The organism is Rhizobium deserti, assembly GCF_004358025.1.
In the GTDB taxonomy this organism is placed as follows: Bacteria; Pseudomonadota; Alphaproteobacteria; order Rhizobiales; family Rhizobiaceae; genus Neorhizobium; species Neorhizobium deserti.
This window is the reverse complement of the sequence record NZ_SMTL01000004.1, coordinates 175,020-195,008: the sequence shown is the minus strand read 5'-3', so window position 1 is coordinate 195,008 and position 19,989 is coordinate 175,020. Positions and strand designations below refer to the sequence as shown.

The window sequence follows — 19,989 nt, the reverse complement described above, 5'->3', positions numbered from 1 at the left end:
CGAAGGGGTGAGGACCGGATAAGTGATGGGCTTCGCGAGCGTGGCCGGACCGGAGGTAACCCCACAGCGCCTTTCAAATTAGTTCCAGTACACCTTGCGTCAGATAAACCGCACCGACGCCCGTCACGATCCAGCGGGTCCAAGCGCGAAAATTGGCATCCGTCATCTTCTGCAGAATCCCGGTTCCGGCCCGCGCCCCAAGGACGGCAACAGGCACCGCAACCAGCAGGGACATCCAGTCCTGAACCGGCAGGCTTGAGGCGGCATCCCAGTAGAAGACGATCTTGGTGGCGTGAGAAAGGGTCTGGATCGACGCCTTGGTAGCAATGATCTTGCGGCGGTCCATCTGGGTGCGGATGAAGAAGATATCAACGGTAGGGCCGGCGACCCCAACACTGATGGTCAGCGCTCCGGACAGCAGCCCGCCGAGGAAGGCATGCAAAGGTCGTGATGCATCGAGCTGCAGCCGCTTGACAGGCAGCCATACCAGAATCGGCATCAGCCCGACCCCGATCAGGACGACGATCAGGTTGGGCGTATAGGCGATGAAGAACAGAAGAGCGGCTGAGGTGCAGACCCCGAGGCAAAGAATGCCGAGGATCTTGTAGTCTACGTAGGCGCGCGAAAACCAGGCGCGGGATCCGTTGGACACCATCTGGATGACGCCGTGGATCGCGATGGCGGTGCCGACGGGATAAAGAAAAAGCAGCACCCAGAGCAGGATCAGGCCGCCTGCCATCCCGAAAATTCCCGAAAGCAGCGAGGTCAGGAAAACGGTGACGGCCATTCCGAGGAGAAGGACGACAGCCAAGGCAATGGACCTTTAGAACATGCCGCGGAAACCAAGGCGCTTCGGGATACGGACATGCGGTGACAAAGAATATCGCCCGCCGGAACAGGTCCGGCGGGCGATATGGCTAAGTTAGGCGGCCAGGTCGCGCAGAACGGTCTGCAGGATACCGCCATTGTTCATGTAGATCACCTCGTCGAGCGTATCGATGCGGCAAAGGATGTTGATCTCCTTCACCGTGCCGTCGCCATAGGTGATCTTGGCAGTCTTCCATTCGCGCGGCTTGATGTCGCCTTCGAGTCCGAGGATCTCGACGGTCTCATCGCCCTTGAGGCCGAGGCTGGCCCAGGTCGTGCCTTCTTCGAAGACGAACGGAACGACGCCCATGCCGACCAGGTTCGAGCGGTGGATACGCTCGAAGGACTGCGCGATGACCGCCTTGACGCCCAGCAGGTTGGTGCCCTTGGCAGCCCAGTCACGCGACGAACCGTTGCCGTATTCGACGCCGGCGAAGATGACCAGCGGCGTGCCTTCTTCCTTGTACTTCATGGCCGCGTCGTAGATCGACATCTCTTCCTTTGACGGATAGTGGAAGGTGTAGCCACCTTCCTTGCCGTTCGGGCCGAGCATGTGGTTGCGGATGCGGATATTGGCAAAAGTGCCGCGCATCATGACTTCATGATTGCCACGACGCGTGCCGTACTGGTTGAAGTCAGCAACACCGACCCCATGCTCGGTGAGATAGGCGCCGGCTGGCGATGCCGCCTTGATCGAACCGGCCGGAGAAATGTGGTCGGTGGTGATCTTGTCGCCGAAGAGGCCAAGCACGCGGGCGCCCTTGATGTCCTTCAGGCCGGTGCCTGTCTTGCCCATGCCGACGAAGTAAGGCGGGTTCTGGACATAGGTCGAGTCGTCGTCCCAGGCATAGGTGTCGCCTTCCGGAATCTTGACCGCCTGCCAGTTCTCGTCACCCTTGAAGACGTCCGCATACTTGCTCTCGTAGAGTTCGCGCGTGACGTATTTCAGAATGAATTCCTGCACTTCATGTGAAGTGGGCCAAATATCGTTGAGATAGACGGGGTTGCCCTGCTGATCTTCGCCGATCGGCTCGGATGTCAGGTCCTTCTGGACGCTCCCGGCCAGCGCATAGGCAACAACCAGCGGCGGCGAAGCCAGGTAGTTCGCCTGCACATCCGGGGAGATGCGGCCTTCGAAATTTCGGTTGCCCGAAAGGACGCCCGAAACGATCAGGCCCTTGTCGTTGATCGTCTTCGAGATCGGCGCCGGCAGTGGACCGGAATTGCCGATGCAGGTCGTGCAGCCGAAACCGACGAGGTTGAAGCCGAGCTTGTCGAGATCGGCCTGCAGGCCGGACTTGGCAAGGTATTCGCCGACCACCTGCGATCCAGGCGCCAGCGAGGTCTTCACCCAAGGCTTGGTCTTCAGACCCTTGGCCACCGCATTGCGGGCGAGAAGGCCGGCAGCAATCAGCACCGACGGGTTGGACGTGTTGGTGCACGACGTGATGGCGGCAATCGCCACGTCGCCATGGCCGAGATCGAAATCGGTGCCTTCGACCGGGTAGCGGCTATCGAGCTGACCGGGCTTCTTGTAGTCGGCATCCATGGAGCCGGCGAAACCAGCCGCAATGTTTTCGAGCGCGATACGGCCTTCCGGACGCTTCGGACCAGCCATTGACGGCACGACGTCGCCAAGATCAAGTTCAAGCGTGTCCGTGAAGACGAGGTCGGAACCGTCGCCTTCGCGCCACATGCCTTGAGCCTTGGAATAGGCTTCGACAAGCGCAATCCGCTCATGCGTGCGGCCCGACATGGTGAGGTAGTTGATGGTTTCGCCATCGACCGGGAAGAAGCCGCAGGTCGCGCCGTATTCCGGGCCCATATTGCCGATCGTCGCGCGGTCCGCGAGCGGCATGTTGTCCATGCCGGGGCCGAAGAATTCGACGAACTTCGAAACGACGCCCTTCTTGCGCAGCATCTGCACGACGGTGAGCACGAGGTCGGTCGCGGTGACGCCTTCCTTCAGCTTGCCGGTGAGCTTGAAGCCGATAACCTCAGGCAGCAGCATCGAGACCGGCTGGCCGAGCATGGAGGCTTCCGCCTCGATGCCGCCGACACCCCAGCCGAGAACGCCCAGGCCGTTGATCATCGTCGTATGCGAATCGGTACCGACGCAGGTGTCGGGATAGGCAACGGTTTCGCCGTCTTCATCCTTCGTCCACACCGTCTGGCCGAGATATTCGAGGTTGACCTGGTGACAGATGCCGGTGCCGGGCGGTACGACGCGGAAGTTCTTGAAGGCCTGCTGGCCCCATTTCAGGAAGCGGTAACGCTCGCCGTTGCGTTCGTATTCCAGCTCCACATTGCGGGCAAAGGCGGTCGGCGTACCGAATTCGTCGACGATGACCGAGTGGTCGATAACGAGATCGACGGGGACGAGCGGATTGATCTTCTCCGGATCGCCGCCAAGCGCCTTGATACCGTCACGCATGGCCGCCAAGTCGACAACGGCGGGAACGCCGGTGAAGTCCTGCATCAGCACGCGGGCGGGACGATAAGCGATCTCGGCCTCGGCCACGCCCTTGTTGTTCAGCCATTCTGCAACGGAGATGATCTGTTCCTTCGTGACGGACTTGCCGTCTTCGAAACGAAGCAGGTTTTCCAGCAGGACCTTCATGGAGAAGGGAAGCTTGGAGACACCCGCAAGACCGTTGGCTTCCGCCTTGGGCAGACTGTAATAAACATAGTCCTTACCGCCTACGGTAAGGACGGAACGACAATTGAAGCTGTCGAGAGATTTAGCCACGGATAGTGTACCCCGCTGATATTAAGAGCCAACACGCGCGTGCGGACGCCTATGCACTTCATGCACATCAGGATGCGGGTACGACCATTTCCGCTGTCCGCACGAGAAGATTTTGTCTTCAGGTTCGGCGCCATATGGAAATCACGCCGGCCGCTGGCGTGGTTGCGAAGCTTATAGATAATTTCTAAGAAGCGTTCCAGACAAAGAAACCTGGATTTTGGATATTTTTTTAGCATCTGGATGATTAAAATCTTAACGAAGGCCCCGCCATGCGACTGACAGCCGAGAACCTGGGCGCAAGGCGCGGCGAAGATCTTCTTTTCCAGGACATTTCTTTCTCGCTCGATGCCGGCCAGGCGCTTGTCCTGACGGGTCCCAATGGCTCTGGCAAGTCGACGTTGCTGCGCGTCGTCGCCGGCTTTCTGCGCCCGGAAACTGGTCATGTCGCCTTGACGGGGCCGGACGTCGCTTCCGGGGTCAAGCTGGCAGAAGCCTGTCACTATCTCGGGCATCGCAATGCGATGAAGGCCGAACTCTCCGTTTGGGAAAACCTGTCCTTCTGGAAAAGCTTCCTCGGAGATTTCGAGGGCGGCAAGGGGCTGCCTGTTACCCAGGCCGCGGAAGCCGTCGGCCTTGGCGGCATCACCCATCTGCCCTTCGGCTACCTCTCCGCCGGCCAGCAGCGCCGCATCGCCTTCGCCAAGCTGCTGGTGGCTTACCGGCCCGTCTGGATACTCGACGAGCCGACCGCGGCGCTCGACGTGAAGGCGGAGGACATTTTCGGCGGCCTGATCCGCCACCATCTGAGCAGCGGCGGGATCCTGCTTGCCGCAACCCACCAGCCGCTCGCGCTGGAATCGGTGAAGGAGCTGCAAATGAAGGGCTTCGCGGCTGTGGCGGAGGAAAGATGGTGATCGTGCTGCCCGGCATTGAGCCCCAGATGCGAGGCGCCCCACAATGATCGCCCTCCTGCTCCGCGACCTGAAGCTTTCCGTGCGCGCCGGCGGCGGCGCCTTGATCGGCGTGCTGTTCTTCATGACGGTCGTTGCGGTCATCCCGTTCGGCGTTGGGCCGGACCTCAACCTCCTGTCCCGCATCGGCCCGGCAATCGTGTGGATCGGCGCGCTTTTGTCGGCCCTGCTCGGACTTGACCGTCTGTTCCAGACCGATCGTGACGACGGCTCTCTCGATCTCCTGTTGATGCAGGAGCATCCGCTGGTGCTGACCGTCTTCGTCAAATGCGTGGCTCACTGGCTGGGCAACGGCCTTCCCCTGGTCATCGCCTCGCCATTGCTTGGGCTCTTCATGAACATGAGCGAGGTGGCGATCGGCGCCACGATGCTGACCCTGCTGGTTGGAACGCCGGCCTTGACTTTCATTGGAGCCGTCGGAGCGGCGGTCGCGGTTGCCCTTCCGCGCGGCGGCCTGCTGGTGTCGATCCTCGTTCTGCCGCTGGCTATTCCGGTACTGATCTTTGGCGTCAGCGTCAGCTATGCGGCGGTGGAAGATCCTGCCCCATTCATGCCGCCATTCCTGATACTCTTGGCGATCACGATGTTTTTTGCGGTTCTCGGCCCTCTCGGCGCCGCACTGGCTTTAAGAAGTGCCAGCGATTGACTAGAACCAGGACAGCTTTGCTGCAGTCGAGTAGAAGGCCTCCCATGTCGGACAGTATTGCCATCACGAAAATCAGCGAGCTTGCCAATCCAACTCGTTTTCTGGCCTTGGCCGGCCGCGTCCTTCCTTGGCTTGCCGGCGTGACGGCGGCGCTTTTCATGATCGGGCTCTATCTGAGCTTTACAACCGAAGGCGATTATCAGCAGGGCGCCACTGTTCGCATCATGTATATCCACGTGCCGGCAGCCTGGCTTTCGATGATGTGCTACACGGTCATGGCCCTATCAGCGATCGGCACGCTGGTGTGGCGGCATCCCCTGGCCGACGTCTCGCACAAGGCCGCCGCACCCTTGGGCGCAGCCTTTACCTTTGTCGCACTTGCCACCGGCTCGCTTTGGGGCAAGCCCATGTGGGGGACTTGGTGGGTCTGGGATGCCCGCCTCACTTCGGTTTTCGTGCTTTTCCTGATGTATCTCGGCCTGATCGCCTTGAACCGGGCGATGGACGATCCGTCCAAGGCGGCGCGGGTCTCTGCCGTCCTCATTCTTGTCGGCTTCGTCAACATTCCGATCATCAAGTTCTCCGTGGACTGGTGGAACACGCTGCACCAGCCGGCCAGCGTCATCCGCATGGGCGGCCCGACTTTGGACAAGGAATTCCTTTGGCCGCTGCTGATCATGGCACTGGCCTTCACGCTTCTCTTCTTCACCCTGCATATCATAGCGATCCGCAACGAGATCTGGCGCAGGCGGGTGGCGGCGCAGCGGCGCCTGGCTGCTCGACTGGCGAGCCGGGAGGCCTGAAGCATGAACCATACCTTCTACATTGCCATGTCCTACGGCATCACCGCGGTGACTGTCCTCTGTCTTATCGCCTGGACATGGCTCGATGGCCGTGCCCGCCGACGGGAACTTGCCGGACTCGAGGCTTCCGGCATCCGGCGCAGATCGGCCAAGCCGACAGAAGTATCGCAATGAGCGCAGAAACCGAACGACCCTCGCCGCCGCGCCGGAATATCGCACGTTACGCGCTAGCCCTTATTCCCCTGCTGGTCTTTGCCGGCTTTGCCGTGGTCGCCGGCAAGATGCTCTATGACCAGGACATCAATGGCCACGACGTCTCGGCCATTCCCTCGGCGCTCATCGGCAGAAAGGCGCCATCATTGGCGCTACCGCCGCTCGAAGGCTCGAACACGGCGGCGCTGAACGATGCTGCGGTCCAAGGAAAGCTGACGCTCGTCAACGTCTTCGCATCCTGGTGCATCCCCTGTCGGCAGGAACATCCGATCCTGAAGGAACTGGCCAAAGATGGCCGGGTGACGATCGTCGGCATCAACTACAAGGACAAGACCGACAATGCGCTGCGTTTCCTCGGCGAGCTTGGCAATCCTTACAATGCGATCGGCACAGACACGAGCGGCAAGGCAGCGATCGACTGGGGCGTCTACGGCATTCCGGAAAGCTATCTCGTCGGCCCGGACGGCACGATCCTTTACAAGAAGGTCGGCCCCTTCGATGAGCGGAGCGTGACGCAGGATCTGATGCCTGCGATCAGCAAGGCGGCTGCGCGGAGCTAGGCGCCGCCCTGCCACGTCTTCACCGCCTCAACCGGCCAGACCAGCATCAGTACGTTGAGCGTGAGGTTGTCGCGGATCAGGTAGCCGGTCAGCAGCTCGAAGAAAACGGCGATCAGCATTGTCAGCCAGACCGGCAGCCGCGAGGCGGCGAAGAAGCCCGCAGTCATGAACACCGTGTCCATGGCGGAATTGATGATGCTGTCGCCGGAATAGCCGAGTGCCATCGTGGCATTGCGGTAGCGGTCGATGATCAAAGGTGAGTTTTCAAGCAGTTCCCAGGCCGCCTCGATCAGCACGGCAAGCGACAGCCGGGCCGTCAGGGGTGCGCGCCTCAGGATCAGCCATCCCAGCCCATAGAACAGAAAGCCGTGGATGATATGCGACGGCGTATACCAGTCGGACAGATGCTGGGAATTGCCGCTCGTGTTAACCCCGCCCTCCCATAGCTTCACATAGCCGCATTCGCAGATCGGAATGCGGCCCATGGCGTAAAGGGCGGCAATCTGCAGCAGGAATAGAACGAGAGCGGCCAAAAGCCAGCGGCGGCTGGAGAGCCCGGAGTGAGACAGGTTTGTTGAACTCACTTGTCGGCCTCGGCCGTCTGCTCCGGGATTGTGTGGCGCATGATCAGCGGCATCTGGGAAAGCGTGAACAGGATGGTGATCGGCATCGTGCCCCAGACCTTAAAGGCGACCCAGGTCGGTTCAGAGAAATTCCGCCACACTACTTCGTTCAGAACGGCAAGAAACAGGAAGAAAATTCCCCAGCGGAGGGTGAGCTTCTTCCAGCCCGCCTCGTCCAATTGAAAGGCGGCGTTGAAGACGTAGCCGAGCAGCGACCGCCCGAACAGCAGCCCGACCAGAAGCGCCACGCCGAAAAGCGTGTTGACGATGGTCGGCTTCATGAAAAAGAAGACCTTTTCCTTGAGATAGATGCCAAGCGCACCGAAGATCAGCACCACGACGCCCGAAACAAGCGGCATCAGCGGAATACGCCCGAAAACGATCTTCGAGACAACCAGCGAAATGACGGTCGCCGTCATGAAGAACGCGCTCCCGACGAAGAGTTCGTCGCCCAGCACTGAGAGGGCGGGAAAAGTCTGGATGAGCCATTGGCCACGCAGGTTGGCGAAGAAGAAGACCAGAAGCGGGCCGATTTCCAGGGCGAGCTTCAGCATCGGATGCTGCTTTTCTTCCTTGGTGGGCGTGATGTCGCTTTCGATCGTCTGCATGAGCTCCAACTTTTAAGGCGTGTAACGGGATGGCGAAGCCAAACGAGCTTTCTGTGTCATCATTGCGTCAAACCCGCAATGGCGCGTGCGAAATCATGCGCTTCGAAGGGCTCAAGGTCGTCAACGGCCTCGCCGACGCCGATGAAATAGACCGGCAGCTTATGCTTGGCGGCAATGGCAACGAGAATGCCGCCGCGTGCCGTTCCGTCGAGCTTGGTCATGATCAGGCCGCTGACGCCAGCGACATTGCGGAAAATCTCAACCTGATTCATGGCGTTCTGGCCGGTGGTCGCATCCAGCGTCTGAAGCACCGTATGGGGCGCATCGGGATCGAGCTTGCCGAGCACGCGGACGATCTTTTCGAGTTCCGCCATCAGCTCGGTACGGTTCTGCAGCCGGCCAGCCGTATCGATGATCAGCACGTCGGATTTGTTTGCGCGCGCCTGCTCATAGGCATCATAGGCCAGGCCCGCCGCATCAGCGCCGAGCTTGGTGCCGATGAATTCCGATCCGGTGCGGTCCGCCCAGATCTTCAACTGCTCGATGGCGGCCGCACGGAATGTGTCGCCCGCTGCCAGCATTACCTTGAGGCCCGAGCCGGACAGCTTCGCCGCCAGCTTGCCGATCGTCGTCGTCTTGCCGGTGCCGTTGACGCCAACCACGAGAATGACATGCGGCTTGTGATTGAGGTCGAGCTGCAGCGGCTTGGCGACAGGTCCGAGAACCTTGGTGATCTCGTCGGCCATGATGCGCGAGACATCCTCGCCGGTCACGTCCTTGCCGTAACGCTCGGAAGACAAGGCGCCGGTAATGCGCATGGCCGTCTCTACCCCGAGATCGGCCTGGATCAGAAGATCCTCAAGCTCCTCCAGCGTTCCCTCGTCGAGCTTGCGCTTGGTGAAGAGAGCCGTGATCTGGCCAGTGAGCTGCGAGGAGGTGCGCAGGAGGCCGGTGCGCAGCCGCTGGAACCAGGTCAGCTTAGGCTCAGGGACGGCCAGTTCGGGCACCGGAACAGGCTTGGATGTCGAGAAGCCTTTCGGCAGGACCGGTTCGCTCGGCAGTTCGGCAATCGGCGCCTCGTCGACCCCTGCTTCGCTTTCGGCTTCGAGCAGCGCCAGTGGTACCATGCCGAATTCCGCCGTGGCTTCGATGCCGGGCAGAATGGCCGGAACATCGTCTTCGGCGGTTTCGGCTTCGATCGGCGGAAAACCGTCTGCGGCCATATCGGCAGCAAGGTCGCCAGCGGGTCCGCCGGCCGTTTCCATCTCAAAGGCCGCAACCGGATCCACCGGCGAGACCGGAAGGTGTTCGTCGCGCGTCTTCGGCTCGAGTTCGGCCTCAAGTCCCGGCTGCACAGTCGCCGGCTCACGCGTTTCCGGGCTTGCCAGCGCTTCCGGTTTGACCGCCGCCGGGACCTGCTCCTCGACCGGGGCATCGCCGAAGGTAAAGACTCGCTTGATGAAACTCAGTGCCATTAACAAATCCGTTCCGGTTAAGCCGCCTGTGACGACGCGGCGGAGGCGGGCGCCACCTGCATGAGAAGGTGCCTGCCGTTATGTCCGGTAATCATAACGCGCTGGAGGTCGCCGGGAATAAGGCCGGGTGCCGCGACCAGTGAAAAGTTTTCCGTATGTGCCATGCCATTGTTCTCGACGATGATCGACTGCTCGCTGCCGACCATACGATCGAGATGAGCGGTCTGCAGCGCGTCGCCCCTTGCGCGAAGCCGGGCGGCGCGCTCCTTGACCAGCGCCCGATCGAGCTGCGGCATGCGTGCTGCCGGCGTGCCGGGACGCGGGCTATAGGGGAAGACGTGCAGAAAGGAAATGCCGGCCTCTTCCGCAAGCGTTGCGGCATTCTCCGCCATGTCTTGCGTTTCCGTCGGGAAGCCGGCGATCATGTCAGCGCCAAAGGCAATTTCCGGACGCAGGCGGCGCGCCTGTTGCGTGAACGCCAGGGCATCGGCGCGTGAGTGGCGGCGTTTCATCCGCTTGAGGATCATGTCGTCGCCATGCTGCAGCGACAGATGCAGATGCGGCATGAAACGCGGCTCGTCGGCGACCAGGTCCCAAAGATGGGCATCTGCCTCGATGCTGTCGATCGAAGACAGGCGCAGACGCAGGATGTCCGGCACCTGTTTCAGAAGTGTCTTTGCGAGATAGCCGAGCGTCGGCCGGCCGGGCAGATCGCCGCCATAGCTCGTTGCATCGACGCCGGTCAGGACCACTTCGCGATAACCGCTTTCCACCAACTTGCGGGCTTGGTCGACGACGCTACCCATGGGCACCGAACGGGAATTGCCGCGACCATAGGGGATGATGCAGAAGGTGCAGCGGTGATCGCAGCCATTCTGCACCTGGATGAAGGCACGCACGTGCCCGTCGATATGCCTGACCATCTGCGGCGCCGTGGCGCGGATGCTCATGATGTCGTTGACGCGCAGTTTCTCTTCAGCCGAAACGCCGAAATCCGGCAGGCCGCGATAGGAGGCGCTTTGCAGCTTCTCCTCGTTGCCCAGCACCGCATCGACTTCCGGCATATCGGCAAACATCTGCTTTTCAGTCTGCGCGGCACATCCGGTAACGATAATCCGTGCATGCGGATTGTCGCGACGTGCCCGGCGGATTGCCTGGCGGGCCTGGCGAACGGCTTCTCCAGTGACGGCACAGGTATTGACCAGCACCGCATTGTTCAGGCCGGCCTTTTCCGCCTTGGCCCGCATGACCTCCGATTCATAGGTATTGAGCCGACAGCCGAAGGTGATGACCTCGACGCCGCTCACCGTGCCAGAGCCTCCGGCTCTTCGTCACGCGTAAACGCGCCGGTCGACGGATCGACCTTGCCAGACCATTCCCATTCGGCCGGGCCGGTCATCACCACATGATCGTCGCTGCGCCATTCGATCGTCAGCGGCTGGCGGGCGGGGCTCGATGCGACGTCGATATCGACCTTGCGGCCGGTGCGGCCGGTGCGTGCCCCTGAAACGGCAGCCGCGCAGGCGGCCGACCCGCAGGCAAGTGTCAGGCCGGCGCCGCGTTCCCATGTGCGGGTGCGCAGGGAGCTTGCCGAGACGACCTGGGCAAGCGTGATATTCGCCTTCTCCGGAAACACCGGATGGTTTTCCAGCAGCGGCCCGAAGCGTTCGAGGTCGAAATCCATGGGATCCCGATCCACCCAGAAGACCGCATGGGGATTGCCCATGGACATGACCGAGGGCGAGTGCAGGATTGGCGCATCGATCGGGCCGATCTGAAGCTCGATCCGGCTGGTGTCGAAAAACTCCTCCGAAAGCGGTATCCGGTTCCAGTCGAAGACCGGCTTGCCCATATCCACCGAGATGGTTCCGTCTTCGTGTTCCTGCGCGTTCAGGATACCGGCAACGGTCTGGAAGGTGAAGGTCCTGCGGCCGGTCTCTGCCGCGAGCGCCTGCACGACGCAGCGGGTGCCGTTGCCGCATGCCTGCGCCTTCGAACCATCGGAATTGAGGATATCGATCCAGGCGTCCGTTCCAGGCGCCTTCGGATTGTGGATGGCCATGATCTGATCGAACTGGGTGGCGGCATCGGCATTCAGCGTCACCGCGGCCTGCGGGGTCACCTTGTCCGAGCGGTCGCGCATGTCGATGACGAGGATCTTGTTGCCAAGCCCATTCATCTTCGCGAATTCGACCAGTTCTGCCATGACGCCAATCCATGAGGGCCGCACGCCCGCCTAATGCCGTGTATATGGCCGAAAAGGCTCGCAATTACCAGTGGCGCATGCACAAGCGCCGCAGCGGCAAACCGCTACGGTGGGCGCCGGCTTCCGCCTGCCCGAGAATGCCTCGCGAACACCCCGACGACGGAAGCGGGACAATTATAGGCACGACAGAAAAGTACGGAAAAGAGGGCCCCAAAAAGTTAAGTGCTTGAAAAAGCGGGATCTGGCTTCTGTTTGCGTCCCCTACCGGAAAATTTCGTCTACCAGCGAATGGACCCGCCGGAACGCTGCCCGTGCGCCTTCCGCCATCAGCGCTTCATCCGCCGGCGAAAGCGGAAGCTCGTTGAAGGCCGAAACAAAATTGCGCCAATGCAGACCACGACCATCGGGATGGCCGGCAAGATGACGGGCGCCGAAATCTTCCGAAAGCTCGAGCTTGGCCGCCTCCTTCAGAAGAAAGGCTGCGCCAAGATTGGAGCCTTCGGCCACGTAAAGCCATCCGAGCGACGTGGGAAGAGAATGAACCTGCCCATCCACTCGCGCGACAGCCGGCACGGCACCCCGGATATCGGCAATATCCTGCTTGAGCGCCACAAGGCGGGCACGCCCGGCAAGATTGGGCAGCATCCGGTTCATCTGGACGTCGTGATAGATCGGGTCGACATCGGCGTGAAAATGGTGCTGCACGTCCAGAAAAAGAGCATAGCGTTCGCGACTAGCAAAGGGCTTTGCCGCCATGATCCGCGTGTCGAGACGCTCATGGGTGACATCCGTCATTGCCTTGAGGCGCTGGATGCGGGTTTGAGCGGCGGGTCGTTCCCGTTCGGTCTGCATAGGCGTCTTTTGCTCTAACTATTCCGGCTACGCAACCACCGCGATGGTCTACATCGCCACGGCAGGTACGTCGAAAACCTGGCCCGGGCGCATGGGCTGGAAGCGCTCGCGGCCGATGCCGCGGGAATCGAGAGACGCGTGCAAGGCCTCGACCGGCTGTTCAACGCCTTCATCGGTCAGCTTGAACGTCCCCCAGTGGTGGCCGGCAACAAAGGCGGCGTTGGAAAGCAGCATGCCTTCCACCGCCTCATCCGGATTTTGATGCTGTGCCTTCATGAACCAGCGGGGCTCATAGGCGCCGAAGGGCAGGTTGGCCAGTCGGAAGCCGCCATGCTTCTGCCTGGCGGCGCGGTAATTGATGCCGCCGTGAAAGCCGGTGTCGCCGATGTGATAAATCTTGCCGGCCGGCGTTTCGAACACGAAGGCAGCCCAGAGCGCCATGCGCCGATCGCCCAGACCGCGCGCCGACCAGTGGTGGCAAGGCTCGCAGTGGAAGCTGACGCCCAGTGCCATCTCCTCGCGGGCGCCCCAGTCCATGACCGTGATCCTGGCATCCGGTACTCGAGAGCGGATGATGCCGTCATTGCCGAGCGGGGTCACGAAACGCGGCTTGTCGCGTCCCTGCAGCACCGAAAGCGTTTCGAGATCGAGATGGTCATAATGATTGTGGGTGACCAGCACTATATCGATCGGCGGCAGGTCGCCTACCCGGATGCCTGGAGGATTGACACGCTTGGGGCCGGCAAACGAGACGGGACTGGTCCTTTCGCTCCACACCGGATCGGTAAGGATGTTGAGCCCCGCGACCTGCATCAGCATGCAGGCATGACCGACCATGGTGACGACGAGCCGATCACCGCTGACGCGGGTTTCCGGCACGGCCTGCGGAAATGGACTGGGAAAGCTGTCCGGCCAAGCGATGTTCTTGCCATTCAGCTTCCACCGCAACAGGTTGAAGAAGCCGCCCGGCTCCTCGCCGCCCGGATTGAAGAACAGCTTGCCGTCGAAATGATCCGAAACGGGACCGGAATAATATTTATTGCCCGCCATGGCGCTCCTTGCCGTGAACCCGCCGGCAAGGGCTGCAACAGCGCCGAGACCGGTCCATTTGAAAAAACTGCGACGGTTCATGAGATCGGTCCGATCCGGGGTGTCTTCAAGGAAAGCCGCTCAGGCGGCGTCGATATCCGTCCGGGCGAAATCATCACCGACGAAGAGAAGTGGCGATTTGAGCGTTTTGGCGGCCGCATAGGTGAAGCAGTCGCCGAAATTGAGTTTTGCCGGATGGCCGACGAAACGGCCGTAGGTCCTGGCGGCCTCGAGTGCGAGGTCGTGGAGGCCGACGGGGAGGTCGATTTCAGTGGCGTTGATCTCCTCAAGGAAATCCAGAACGAGTTGCCGGGTTTCTTCAATAATGGGGGCAGGCGTGGAAACGTTTTCGCCATAGAGAGCCATTTTCTTTTTGCGGGCCAATGCGATCACAGATTCGAAGACAACCATGGACGAATAGTAGATGGGGGAACGAGCCGCATTGATCTTTTCGAGCAGTGAAGCGGCGTCATCTTCCTGACTGACAATCGCAACGATTGCCGACGCATCGATGAACATCAGATTTCCCACATCTCGTCCATGAACGCCTTCTCATCAAAACTGGGATCTTTAGGTCCAAGCGCTGCATACCGCTCCTGCAGCGCCTTGACGCGGTCTTTCAGCAATGGCCTTTCGACCTTCTGCTTCAGAACGCTTTCAAGCGCATATCGGACAGCTTCCGTTTTGGTCTTGGCGCCGAGCTGGCGCATGACTTCATCGGCAAGTTGGTTAACCTTGGGATCACGGATATAAAGAGACACGGCATTCTCCCGACAGGAGCGATGGAATATCCTCATATTGTCATTGAATATTCTATCGCGCAATGCCGCGAATTCCCGGCGCATCTTGACTTGTCGCCGCATTTCCTGTTTAAGCCGCCAAATCTGCTGACAAGCCTAAGAACTTGGAGCCGCCGACCGGGGCCGACACACTGAGCCCGGAGGTCAACATCCGACAGCGCGTGGCGCCCTCGGGTGCTTTTTGGCTTTGCGCGCTTCGAGCGTCTTGTTTTTGCCGCGGAAGAACCCGACGTTTCCGGTGACCTCCGGAAGCGAAGAAGGAAGACACCATGTTCGAAAACCTCCAGGACCGCCTTGGCTCCATTCTGAATGGACTGACCGGCCGTGGCGCATTGAGCGATGCGGATGTTTCCGCTGCTCTGCGCGAGGTTCGCCGTGCGCTTTTGGAAGCGGACGTGGCACTGGAAGTGGTTCGCTCCTTTACCGACAAGGTGCGTGAAAAGGCGGTTGGCGCCGAAGTCCTGAAGGCGATCAAGCCGGGCCAGATGGTCGTCAAGATCGTCCATGACGAACTGGTCGAGATGCTCGGCTCCGAAGGCGTCGGCATCGACCTGCGCGCTGCGGCTCCGGTGGTCATCATGATGGTCGGCCTGCAGGGGTCGGGCAAGACGACGACCACCGGCAAGATTGCCAAGCGGCTGACCGACCGCGACAAGAAGAAGGTGCTGATGGCGTCGCTCGATACGCGTCGCCCGGCAGCTCAGGAACAGTTGCGCCAGTTGGGCGTGCAGACCGGCGTCGACACGCTGCCGGTGATCGCCGGCCAGTCGCCAACCGACATCGCCGCGCGCGCCGTGCAGGCCGCCAAGCTCGGCGGCCATGACGTCGTTATCCTGGATACCGCCGGCCGCACCCATATCGACGAGCCGCTGATGGCCGAAATGGCCGAGATCAAGCGCAAGTCGAGCCCGCATGAAATCCTTCTGGTTGCCGACAGCCTGACTGGTCAGGACGCCGTCAACCTCGCCCGCAATTTCGACGAACGCGTCGGCATTACCGGCCTCGTTCTGACCCGCATGGACGGCGATGGCCGCGGCGGCGCGGCCCTTTCCATGCGCGCCGTGACGGGCAAACCGATCAAGCTGATCGGTGTCGGCGAAAAGATGACGGAGGTGGAGGAATTCCACCCTCGCCGTATTGCCGACCGTATTCTCGGCATGGGCGACATCGTCTCATTGGTCGAGAAGGCTGCCGAAAACATCGATGCGGAAAAAGCCGCGGCGATGGCCAAGAAGATGCAGTCGGGCAAATTCGACCTGAACGACCTTGCCGACCAGCTGCGCCAGATGAAGTCGCTCGGCGGCATGGGCGGCATTATGGGCATGATGCCAGGCATGGCCGGCATGAAAGACAAGCTTGCTGCCTCCGGCATGAACGACAAGATGTTCGACCGCCAGATCGCCATTATCGGCTCGATGACCAAGGCCGAGCGTTCCAACCCCGACATGCTCAAGCATTCGCGCAAGAAGCGCATCGCGGCCGGCTCCGGCACCGATGCCTCCGAAATCAACAAGCTTTTGAAAATGCACCGCCAGATGGCCGACATGATGAAAATGATGGGCGGCAAGGGCAAGGGCGGCATGATGAAGCAGATGATGGGCGGTCTTGCCGGCAAGATGGGTCTTGGTGGTATGGGCGGCCTTGGCGGCATGGCCGGCATGCCGGACCTGTCCAAGCTCGACCCGAAGCAGCTCGAAGCGCTGCAGAAGCAGGCCGAGGCTGCCGGCCTCAAGCCAGGCTCCATGCCCGGTCTCGGCGGTTTGCCGAAGGGGCTTTCTGGACTGGGCGGCGGCTTGCCCGGCCTTGGCGGTGGCTTTCCGGGTCTTCCCGGAATGCCGAAGAAGAAGTGAGGGAGAGCGTCGATGATTGATCCCGAAGTCAAGGCCAAGCTCCTGAGCTACCGCCAGTCCATCGACAATATCGACGCGGCGCTTGTGCATATGCTTGCCGAGCGCTTTCGCTGCACAAAGGAAGTGGGCCTCCTCAAAGCCCAGTTCGATTTGCCGCCGGCTGACCCGGCGCGCGAGGAATTTCAGATCGAGCGTCTTCGCCGTCTGGCGAAGGAAGCGCATCTGGACCCGGATTTCGCCGAGAAGTTCCTGAACTTCGTCATCACGGAAGTCATCCGGCATCATGAAGCCATCGCTGCCGAACATGGCGGCAACAAGCAAACTGCATAAACAGGGCCTGTCGGACGGCAGCCCCGAAGAAACCAAGGAGTAACACAATGTCACTGAAGATTCGTCTTGCCCGCGGCGGCTCCAAGAAGCGCCCCTACTACACGATCGTCGTTGCTGATGCCCGCAGCCCGCGTGACGGCCGCTTCCTGGAAAAGCTCGGTTCCTGGAACCCGATGCTCGCCAAGGACAATGAAAAGCGCGTCGAACTGAACGCCGAGCGCATCCAGCATTGGCTCGACAACGGCGCCCAGCCGACCGACCGCGTCCTGCGCTTCCTTGCCGAAGCCGGCATCGCTCAGCGCGCCGCCAAGAACAACCCGGACAAGGCAAAGCCAGGCAAGAAGGCCCAGGAACGTGCCGCTGAGCGCGCTCAGAAGGCCGCCGACGCAGAGGCCGCGGCTGCCGAAGCGTAAGCAGGTTAGGTTTTTCGAAAAGCAACGGGCAGTGTGGCGACGCACTGCCCGTTTTGCTGGTTGCTTTTGGACGGGCAAGGCTTAAATGACCCATGGCAACCGAGACAAGACAGGCATGACCAAGCTCCAAAACCCCATTCTGATGGCGACCGTCGGCGCTGCTCAAGGTTTAAGGGGCGAAGTGCGGGTCAGGTCCTATACCTCCGATCCGACGGCGCTCGGGGATTACGGAAAGCTGCATACCGAGGATGGGCAGGTCTTCGAGATCCTGGAGATTCGCGAAGCCAAGAATGTCGTGGTCGTCCGTTTTCGCGGAATCAATGACCGCAATGCGGCCGAGGCTCTGGCCGGGCTCGAACTCTTCATCGAGCGCGACAATCTGCCGGACGAGGAACTGGACGACGACGAATTTTATTACGCGGACCTAGAAGGCCTGGAAGTGGTCGATCGGGACGGCAAAAGCTATGGCACTGTCAGTGCCGTGCATGACTTCGGTGCCGGCGATCTGCTCGAGATCAAAGGACCGGGACGCCGTCCGGCGCTTATTCCCTTCTCGGAAGCCGCGGTTCTCGAGATCGACCTCGAAGGCGGCACCGTCCTGATCGACCCGATGGCGGCCGGTCTTGTCGAGGATCCCGACGATGGTGGGCCAAAACCCGATCTGCCGAAGGGCAAGGGCAAGTAAACATGATCTTCCGCGCTTCGGTGCTGACGCTTTATCCGGAAATGTTTCCCGGGCATCTTGGTTTTTCGCTCGCCGGAAAGGCGTTGGAGCGTGGGCAATGGTCGCTGCAAACGGTGCAGATTCGCGACATGGCCGAAGACAAGCATCGCAGCGTCGACGACACGCCGGCCGGCGGCGGCGCCGGCATGGTGCTGAAACCGGATATTCTGGCACGGGCGATCGATTCGCTTGGACAAGACAGCCGGCCGCGGCTGCTGATGAGCCCGCGCGGGCGCCCGCTGACGCAATCGCGCGTGCGGGAACTGGCGACCGGAGATGGCGTGGTCATCGTTTGTGGACGCTTCGAGGGCGTCGACCAGCGGGTGATCGATGCGCGCAATCTCGAAGAAGTCTCGGTCGGCGATTATATCCTGTCAGGTGGAGAGCCTGCCGCCCTGACGCTGCTCGATGCCGTGGTCCGCGTCCTGCCGGGCGTCATGGGCAATGTCGCATCGGGCCTCAACGAGAGCTTCGAGCACGGCCTGCTCGAACATCCGCAATATACGCGCCCCCAGGTCTTCGAGGGTCGCGAAATTCCATCGGTCCTTACCTCGGGCAATCATGCCGAAATCGAAAAATGGCGCCTGCAGCAATCGCTCCAGCTGACCGCGGAGCGCCGGCCGGATCTTCTTGATGATCAGGCGGTCACGAAATAATAGATGGTGAGGCCGGCGCCGACCGCCACCACGCACCAGCGCAGCACCGCCTGGGGCACGCGGCGTGCCAGCCAGACACCTGAATAGCCGCCAAGCGCACCGGTCGGTATCATCACCAAGGCCTCCGGCCAAGCGATCACCCCTCCACCGACGAAAACGATAATGGCAACCGACGCGATGATCATCGCCAGCATGTTCTTGAGTGCATTGAGGTGATGGTAGCTGCCGCCGGTCGTCAGTCCCAGAACGGCAAGCATCATAATGCCCATGCCGGCGCCGAAGAACCCGCCATAGATGGCGGTGAGGAACTGGCCAATCACCGAGGCGACGGAATTGGCAGGCCGTTCCGCGGAAACCTTCGGCTTGAGCCATGGACCGGCCGCAAATACGGCTGTGGCTGCCGCAAGCAGCCAGGGCACAAGTGCACGGAAGGACGGGTTGTCGAGTGACAATAGCGCCAGCGACCCAATCAGCGCGCCAAGCACGGAAACGGCGCCAAGCAGGATGGCGCTGCGCCAGCGGCTGGAAATCTCGTCGCGATAGGCGAGAGTCGAGGTGATATAGCCGGGGAACTGGACGATCGAGGATGTGGCATTGGCAAGGATCGGAGGAATGCCTGCCAGCGTCATGGCGCCGAAGGTGAGGAAGGTTCCTCCGCCGGCAATGGCATTGACGGCGCCTGAAAGAAACCCGGCGGCAGCCAGAAGCAAGATCGTGGTTATTGTCATTGGCTTTGCTCTCCCCAAGCGTCACATAGCCGCTTCGCCAGGGAGCAGCAACAGCCCCCGCTCCTCCACAAAATAACGCGGGACGGGATGACAAGCGCCGGCCTTTCGTGTATTGGCGCACGCGGAATGGGACAAAAGTCCCGTCAACCAGCAAGCAAAGAATGGCGCACCCGCTCTGCCTCACGGCAAATCCCAAGGCTTGATCCGAAGGATATCATCGAGCGCTCTGGCTGTTTCAGAAAAATAGAGGTTTGACCGATGAACATTATCCAGGAACTGGAAGCCGAACAGGCCGCCAAGATCGAAGCCCAGCGCAAGCTCCCCGAATTTGAAGCCGGCGACACCATTCGCGTCAACGTTCGCGTCAAGGAAGGCGCACGTACCCGCGTACAGGCCTATGAAGGCGTCTGCATCGCTCGCTCGGGCGGCGGCATCAACGAAAGCTTCACCGTTCGCAAGATTTCCTACGGTGAAGGCGTTGAGCGCGTATTCCCGGTTTATTCGCCGATGGTTGAAGGCGTCGAAATCGTTCGCCGCGGTAAGGTCCGCCGCGCCAAGCTTTACTATCTGCGCGATCGTCGCGGCAAGTCGGCTCGTATCGTCGAGAACACCGGCACCCGCGCCCGCAAGCTGAACGACGCCGAGCGTCAGGCCGTTGCCGAGGAAAAGGCACGCATCGAAGCTGAAAAGGTAGCCGCAGCTCAGGCTCTGGCCGCCGAAAAGGCAGCAGCGGAAGCCGCAGAAGCAAAGGCTGCAGCAGAAGCTGCCGAAGCCGCCAAGGCTGCAGAAGCTTCCGCCGAATAAGATCGGCAACATATAGTTATAA

Annotated in this window: 23 protein-coding genes; 11 read left to right on the top strand and 12 right to left on the bottom strand. The window is 61.0% G+C overall.

The genetic code is table 11. From position 1 onward, the window contains the following. Positions 1-73: 73 nt before the first annotated feature. Complete coding sequence (locus E2F50_RS16595) at positions 74-811, bottom strand: sulfite exporter TauE/SafE family protein (RefSeq protein WP_202615470.1); 738 nt, start codon at positions 809-811, stop codon at positions 74-76. Between the two features lie 111 nt (positions 812-922). Further along, entirely contained in the window at positions 923-3,616 is a 2,694-nt protein-coding gene (gene acnA / locus E2F50_RS16590) for an aconitate hydratase AcnA (protein WP_133317295.1), read from the bottom strand. A 269-nt stretch (positions 3,617-3,885) separates the two neighbouring features. Between acnA and ccmA the strand changes: the two genes are divergently transcribed. Genes ccmA through E2F50_RS16565 form a run of 5 tightly spaced genes read left to right on the top strand, consistent with a single transcriptional unit; the run spans position 3,886 to position 6,809 of the window. After that, positions 3,886-4,530 (top strand): heme ABC exporter ATP-binding protein CcmA, encoded by a 645-nt coding sequence (ccmA, locus tag E2F50_RS16585; RefSeq protein ID WP_133317294.1) that lies wholly within the window; start codon positions 3,886-3,888, stop codon positions 4,528-4,530. A 43-nt stretch (positions 4,531-4,573) separates the two neighbouring features. Next, positions 4,574-5,233 (top strand): heme exporter protein CcmB, encoded by a 660-nt coding sequence (gene ccmB, locus E2F50_RS16580; RefSeq protein ID WP_133317293.1) that lies wholly within the window; start codon positions 4,574-4,576, stop codon positions 5,231-5,233. A gap of 44 nt (positions 5,234-5,277) precedes the next feature. Further along, complete coding sequence (locus tag E2F50_RS16575; protein ID WP_133317292.1) at positions 5,278-6,036, top strand: heme ABC transporter permease; 759 nt, start codon at positions 5,278-5,280, stop codon at positions 6,034-6,036. 3 nt (positions 6,037-6,039) lie between these two features. Next, on the top strand, positions 6,040-6,210 hold the full coding sequence (gene ccmD / locus E2F50_RS16570) for a heme exporter protein CcmD (protein ID WP_133317291.1): 171 nt from the start codon (positions 6,040-6,042) through the stop codon (positions 6,208-6,210). Next, on the top strand, positions 6,207-6,809 hold the full coding sequence (locus tag E2F50_RS16565; protein ID WP_133317290.1) for a DsbE family thiol:disulfide interchange protein: 603 nt from the start codon (positions 6,207-6,209) through the stop codon (positions 6,807-6,809). Before ccmD ends, E2F50_RS16565 begins: the two co-directional genes overlap by 4 nt. Here E2F50_RS16565 and E2F50_RS16560 read toward each other — a convergent pair. From E2F50_RS16560 to E2F50_RS16520, 9 genes are all read right to left on the bottom strand, one after another. Beyond that, positions 6,806-7,393, bottom strand: coding sequence for a DUF2585 domain-containing protein (locus tag E2F50_RS16560; protein ID WP_133317289.1), 588 nt, complete (start codon positions 7,391-7,393; stop codon positions 6,806-6,808). The two genes, E2F50_RS16565 and E2F50_RS16560, sit on opposite strands and share 4 nt — an antisense overlap. Then, entirely contained in the window at positions 7,390-8,040 is a 651-nt protein-coding gene (locus tag E2F50_RS16555; protein WP_133317288.1) for a septation protein A, read from the bottom strand. The genes E2F50_RS16560 and E2F50_RS16555 overlap by 4 nt, the downstream gene beginning before the upstream one ends. Positions 8,041-8,099: 59 nt before the next feature. Next, a complete protein-coding gene (ftsY, locus tag E2F50_RS16550; protein WP_133317287.1) occupies positions 8,100-9,515 on the bottom strand; it encodes a signal recognition particle-docking protein FtsY in 1,416 nt (471 codons plus the stop codon). A gap of 17 nt (positions 9,516-9,532) precedes the next feature. Further along, positions 9,533-10,822 (bottom strand): tRNA (N(6)-L-threonylcarbamoyladenosine(37)-C(2))-methylthiotransferase MtaB, encoded by a 1,290-nt coding sequence (gene mtaB / locus E2F50_RS16545; RefSeq protein WP_133317286.1) that lies wholly within the window; start codon positions 10,820-10,822, stop codon positions 9,533-9,535. Then, positions 10,819-11,721 (bottom strand): diaminopimelate epimerase, encoded by a 903-nt coding sequence (dapF, locus tag E2F50_RS16540; RefSeq protein WP_133317285.1) that lies wholly within the window; start codon positions 11,719-11,721, stop codon positions 10,819-10,821. The genes mtaB and dapF overlap by 4 nt, the downstream gene beginning before the upstream one ends. Positions 11,722-11,982: 261 nt before the next feature. After that, positions 11,983-12,573, bottom strand: a complete 591-nt coding sequence (locus tag E2F50_RS16535; RefSeq protein WP_133317284.1) for a biliverdin-producing heme oxygenase — start codon at positions 12,571-12,573, stop codon at positions 11,983-11,985. Positions 12,574-12,621: 48 nt separating this feature from the next. Beyond that, positions 12,622-13,704 (bottom strand): MBL fold metallo-hydrolase, encoded by a 1,083-nt coding sequence (locus E2F50_RS16530; protein WP_133317283.1) that lies wholly within the window; start codon positions 13,702-13,704, stop codon positions 12,622-12,624. Positions 13,705-13,743: 39 nt separating this feature from the next. Further along, positions 13,744-14,181 carry a type II toxin-antitoxin system VapC family toxin gene (locus E2F50_RS16525; protein ID WP_133317282.1) on the bottom strand — a complete coding sequence of 146 codons (438 nt, stop codon included), beginning with the start codon at positions 14,179-14,181 and terminating at the stop codon, positions 13,744-13,746. Then, positions 14,181-14,423: a type II toxin-antitoxin system VapB family antitoxin gene (locus E2F50_RS16520; RefSeq protein ID WP_133317281.1), complete on the bottom strand. Its 243-nt coding sequence runs from the start codon at positions 14,421-14,423 to the stop codon at positions 14,181-14,183. The genes E2F50_RS16525 and E2F50_RS16520 overlap by 1 nt, the downstream gene beginning before the upstream one ends. Positions 14,424-14,731: 308 nt before the next feature. Here E2F50_RS16520 and ffh point away from each other — a divergent pair, with 308 nt between their 5' ends. From ffh to trmD, 5 genes are all read left to right on the top strand, one after another. Next, a complete protein-coding gene (ffh, locus tag E2F50_RS16515; protein ID WP_133317280.1) occupies positions 14,732-16,312 on the top strand; it encodes a signal recognition particle protein in 1,581 nt (526 codons plus the stop codon). 12 nt (positions 16,313-16,324) lie between these two features. Continuing rightward, positions 16,325-16,642, top strand: coding sequence for a chorismate mutase (locus E2F50_RS16510; RefSeq protein WP_133317279.1), 318 nt, complete (start codon positions 16,325-16,327; stop codon positions 16,640-16,642). Positions 16,643-16,689: 47 nt separating this feature from the next. Next, complete coding sequence (gene rpsP, locus E2F50_RS16505) at positions 16,690-17,055, top strand: 30S ribosomal protein S16 (RefSeq protein WP_133317278.1); 366 nt, start codon at positions 16,690-16,692, stop codon at positions 17,053-17,055. 115 nt (positions 17,056-17,170) lie between these two features. After that, complete coding sequence (gene rimM, locus E2F50_RS16500; RefSeq protein WP_133317277.1) at positions 17,171-17,740, top strand: ribosome maturation factor RimM; 570 nt, start codon at positions 17,171-17,173, stop codon at positions 17,738-17,740. Positions 17,741-17,742: 2 nt separating this feature from the next. Then, on the top strand, positions 17,743-18,435 hold the full coding sequence (gene trmD, locus E2F50_RS16495; protein WP_133317276.1) for a tRNA (guanosine(37)-N1)-methyltransferase TrmD: 693 nt from the start codon (positions 17,743-17,745) through the stop codon (positions 18,433-18,435). On the opposite strand, the gene E2F50_RS16490 is transcribed toward trmD, so the two are convergent. After that, positions 18,417-19,163, bottom strand: coding sequence for a sulfite exporter TauE/SafE family protein (locus E2F50_RS16490; protein WP_133317275.1), 747 nt, complete (start codon positions 19,161-19,163; stop codon positions 18,417-18,419). The genes trmD and E2F50_RS16490 overlap by 19 nt on opposite strands. 258 nt (positions 19,164-19,421) lie before the next feature. Here E2F50_RS16490 and rplS point away from each other — a divergent pair, with 258 nt between their 5' ends. Further along, on the top strand, positions 19,422-19,967 hold the full coding sequence (gene rplS / locus E2F50_RS16485; protein ID WP_133317274.1) for a 50S ribosomal protein L19: 546 nt from the start codon (positions 19,422-19,424) through the stop codon (positions 19,965-19,967). Positions 19,968-19,989: the final 22 nt, after the last annotated feature.

Excerpts from the sequence above, each read along its gene's own strand:
- ccmA (WP_133317294.1), top strand. The coding sequence starts at position 3,886 with ATGCGACTGACAGCCGAGAACCTGGGCGCAAGGCGCGGCGAAGATCTT.
- ccmB (WP_133317293.1), top strand. The coding sequence starts at position 4,574 with ATGATCGCCCTCCTGCTCCGCGACCTGAAGCTTTCCGTGCGCGCCGGC.
- E2F50_RS16575 (WP_133317292.1), top strand. The coding sequence starts at position 5,278 with ATGTCGGACAGTATTGCCATCACGAAAATCAGCGAGCTTGCCAATCCA.
- ccmD (WP_133317291.1), top strand. The coding sequence starts at position 6,040 with ATGAACCATACCTTCTACATTGCCATGTCCTACGGCATCACCGCGGTG.
- E2F50_RS16565 (WP_133317290.1), top strand. The coding sequence starts at position 6,207 with ATGAGCGCAGAAACCGAACGACCCTCGCCGCCGCGCCGGAATATCGCA.
- E2F50_RS16555 (WP_133317288.1), bottom strand. The coding sequence starts at position 8,040 with ATGCAGACGATCGAAAGCGACATCACGCCCACCAAGGAAGAAAAGCAG.
- ftsY (WP_133317287.1), bottom strand. The coding sequence starts at position 9,515 with ATGGCACTGAGTTTCATCAAGCGAGTCTTTACCTTCGGCGATGCCCCG.
- dapF (WP_133317285.1), bottom strand. The coding sequence starts at position 11,721 with ATGGCAGAACTGGTCGAATTCGCGAAGATGAATGGGCTTGGCAACAAG.
- E2F50_RS16535 (WP_133317284.1), bottom strand. The coding sequence starts at position 12,573 with ATGCAGACCGAACGGGAACGACCCGCCGCTCAAACCCGCATCCAGCGC.
- E2F50_RS16530 (WP_133317283.1), bottom strand. The coding sequence starts at position 13,704 with ATGAACCGTCGCAGTTTTTTCAAATGGACCGGTCTCGGCGCTGTTGCA.
- E2F50_RS16525 (WP_133317282.1), bottom strand. The coding sequence starts at position 14,181 with ATGTTCATCGATGCGTCGGCAATCGTTGCGATTGTCAGTCAGGAAGAT.
- ffh (WP_133317280.1), top strand. The coding sequence starts at position 14,732 with ATGTTCGAAAACCTCCAGGACCGCCTTGGCTCCATTCTGAATGGACTG.
- E2F50_RS16510 (WP_133317279.1), top strand. The coding sequence starts at position 16,325 with ATGATTGATCCCGAAGTCAAGGCCAAGCTCCTGAGCTACCGCCAGTCC.
- rpsP (WP_133317278.1), top strand. The coding sequence starts at position 16,690 with ATGTCACTGAAGATTCGTCTTGCCCGCGGCGGCTCCAAGAAGCGCCCC.
- rimM (WP_133317277.1), top strand. The coding sequence starts at position 17,171 with ATGACCAAGCTCCAAAACCCCATTCTGATGGCGACCGTCGGCGCTGCT.
- trmD (WP_133317276.1), top strand. The coding sequence starts at position 17,743 with ATGATCTTCCGCGCTTCGGTGCTGACGCTTTATCCGGAAATGTTTCCC.
- E2F50_RS16490 (WP_133317275.1), bottom strand. The coding sequence starts at position 19,163 with ATGACAATAACCACGATCTTGCTTCTGGCTGCCGCCGGGTTTCTTTCA.
- rplS (WP_133317274.1), top strand. The coding sequence starts at position 19,422 with ATGAACATTATCCAGGAACTGGAAGCCGAACAGGCCGCCAAGATCGAA.